Source organism: Sinomonas sp. (assembly GCF_036848755.1).
In the GTDB taxonomy this organism is placed as follows: Bacteria; Actinomycetota; Actinomycetes; order Actinomycetales; family Micrococcaceae; genus Sinomonas.
Map to the genome: position 1 here is coordinate 1 of NZ_DAIUJO010000217.1, position 2,805 is coordinate 2,805.

The window sequence follows — 2,805 nt, forward strand, 5'->3', positions numbered from 1 at the left end:
CCGGACAGATTCCCCTGCCCGGCCTATCCGACATGCGTGGGGAGGCCCCGGTGTTCATTGAGCGTACGAGTGTTGGGCTGGATGTGCACGCCCGTTCGGTTGCCGCGGCGGCGATCGACGGTATGACCGGCGAACTGGTGCAGGCCAGGCTCGCCCCGTCGGAGCAGGCGGTCACGGCCTGGCTCGCCGGGCTGCCGGGCCCGCTCGCCGTGGTCTACGAGGCGGGCCCGACGGGGTTCGGGCTCTCGAGGGCATTGACCTCACAGGGAGTCAGGTGCGTGGTCGCCGCCCCGTCCCGGCTCCAGCGCCCCTCGGGGGACCGGGTCAAGACCGACGCGCGGGACGCGGTGCACCTGGCCAGGCTGCTGCGCCTGGACGAGGTCACCCCCGTCTCCGTCCCGACCGTGGAGCAGGAGTCCGCGCGGGACCTGGTGCGGGCGCGGGAGGACTGCCGCGGGGACCTGATGCGGGCCCGGCACCGGCTCTCGAAGCTGCTGCTGCGCCACGGGATCGTCTATGAGGGCGGGGCGGCCTGGACCGGGGCCCACGACGCATGGCTCCGCCGCGAGGCGGCCCCGGCGCTGGGCACGAGGGCGACCCGGATGGCGTTCGACTCCGACTACGAGGCCGTGCTGACGGTCAAGGCCCGCCGCGACCGGCTGGACCGTGCCATCGAGGAGCTCGCCGCGGGCAGCGAGTTGGCCCCGGCCGTGCACCGGCTGGGCTGCCTGCGCGGGGTGAGCACGCTGACCGGGTTCGCCCTCGCGGTGGAGATCGGGGACTGGCACCGGTTCACCGGGGCCACGATCGGCTCCTTCGTCGGTCTGACCCCCTCGGAGCATTCCTCGGGCGCCTCCCGGGCGCAGGGCCCGATCACCAAGACCGGCAACGCCCACGTCCGCCGGCTCCTGGTCGAGGCCGCCTGGCACCATCGGGCCCGCTACACGGTCGGGAAGACGATGCGCGACCGGTGGGAGCTGGCCCCGCCCGCCGCACGCGTCCGGGGCGATGAGGGCAACCGGCGCCTGCATGAGAGGTGGGTGGGCTTCCTCGAGCGCCGCAAGCGTCCGACCGTGGCCAACGTCGCCGTCGCCCGCGAGCTGGCCGGCTGGTGCTGGTCCCTGGCAGTCATGGAGGACTGACCCGAAAGGCCGCTTCGCTGGATCCCCTCGGAGGTCGGCGGCAGCGCGTGGAGCCACCCGCGGCACACCTATGAACAGGCCCCCGGGCCCATGTTCGCTCCTAGACACGCGGACCGACTCCAGCCGAACCACCGTCCTGCGGTAGCCAACCCGCGCATATCAGCCTGACCGCGCGTCGCCCACCGACACGCTCGCCGACCACCCCCCTCCAGCGAAGCAAAGAGGCGCCGCCAGGACTCCTCCCGGCGGCGCCTCGCCATGCCCTCTTGACAGCGGATCACTCCATATCAGATGTACCCGGCCAGGACGTTGGTAGCGGCGAGCCTGGTTGAACGTGGGAGAACCTCCGGGTGGGATGTGGCTTGTCTAAGGCCCACTCCAACCCGGAGGTTCTCGTGTCCCACCGTAACGCCCGTCTGACCGTCCATGGGCGGAAGCTGATCGTCCAACGGCATCAGGACGGCTGGAAGCAGGCCCATATTGCCGCGGCGATGGGTGTCTCCCGCAAGTGCGTGAAGACCTGGATCGACCGGCACAGGGCCGAGGGCGAGGCCGGTCTGGAGACCCGCTCCTCGAGGCCGCACTCGATGCCGGCCAGGACCGCGCCCGAGACCGAGCAGAGGGTCCTCGCGGCCCGGGCCGAGCACCGCGAAGGCCCCGACAGGCTCGGGCCCCGGGTCGGGGTCCCGGCCCGGACGGTGTCCCGGGTCCTGCGCCGGCACGGGGTGCCGCACCTGCGCGAGTGCGACCCGATGACCGGCGATCCCATCCGGTCCTCGAAGTCCACCGCGGTCCGCTACGAGCGCGCCCGGCCCGGGGAACTGGTCCACATGGACGTTAAGAAGCTCGGCCGGATCCCCGACGGCGGCGGCTGGCGCGCCCTCGGCCGGGGCGGGGGAAACCGCGCCCGCAAGGCCCCGATCGGCTACGACTACGTCCACTCCCTCGTCGATGACCACACCCGACTGGCCTACTCCGAGATCCTCCCGGACGAGAAGGGCCCCACCTGCGCCGGCTTCCTCGAACGTGCAGCGGCCTACTTCACGGCCAAGGGCATCACCCGGATCGAACGGCTCATGACCGACAACGCCTTCGCCTACCGCTACTCCAACGACCTCAAGGCCGTCTGCGCCACGCTCGGTGTCCGGCAGAAGTTCATCAAGCCGCACTGCCCCTGGCAGAACGGCAAGGTAGAGCGCCTCAACCGCACCCTGGCCACGGAGTGGGCCTACCGCCAGGCGTTCACCAGCAACGAGCAGCGGACAGCAGCCCTTGCGCCATGGATCGAGCACTACAACACTGTCAGGAACCACAGCGCACTCGGCGGCAAGCCACCGACCAGCCGACTGCTACCAACCTGATGGCCGGGTACACCTAGACTCGGAACCAGGCAGGTTCCGCAGAGGGGCCCTGGCGGCAGGGCTGCCTCGTCGAGGCAAAGGGGCACACGATGACCGCACAGCTCAGCCCGGAGTACCGGGAAGCCTCACTCTCCCGGCTCAGGGAGTCCACCCAGCCCGGCCGCGAGCTCGACATCCTCGTGGTCGGCGGTGGAGTGGTGGGCGCCGGCTCTGCGCTCGACGCGGCGACGCGCGGGCTCGAGGTCGGGATCGTCGAGACCCGGGACTGGGCTTCCGGGACCTCCTCCCGCTCCTCGAAGCTC

The 2,805-nt window shown here is 71.5% G+C and carries 3 protein-coding genes; all 3 read left to right on the top strand.

The window, feature by feature from the left end; all coding sequences use genetic code 11:
• Window positions 1-32 precede the first annotated feature (32 nt).
• A complete protein-coding gene (locus V7053_RS18605) occupies window positions 33-1,142 on the top strand; it encodes an IS110 family transposase (protein ID WP_443022668.1) in 1,110 nt (369 codons plus the stop codon).
• 395 nt (window positions 1,143-1,537) lie between these two features.
• Window positions 1,538-2,503, top strand: coding sequence for an IS481 family transposase (locus V7053_RS18610; protein WP_334173741.1), 966 nt, complete (start codon window positions 1,538-1,540; stop codon window positions 2,501-2,503).
• Window positions 2,504-2,592: 89 nt separating this feature from the next.
• A partial coding sequence (locus tag V7053_RS18615; protein ID WP_334173742.1) for an FAD-dependent oxidoreductase occupies window positions 2,593-2,805 on the top strand: 213 nt, incomplete at its 3' end.

Excerpts from the sequence above, each read along its gene's own strand:
- V7053_RS18605 (WP_443022668.1), top strand. The coding sequence starts at position 33 with ATGCGTGGGGAGGCCCCGGTGTTCATTGAGCGTACGAGTGTTGGGCTG.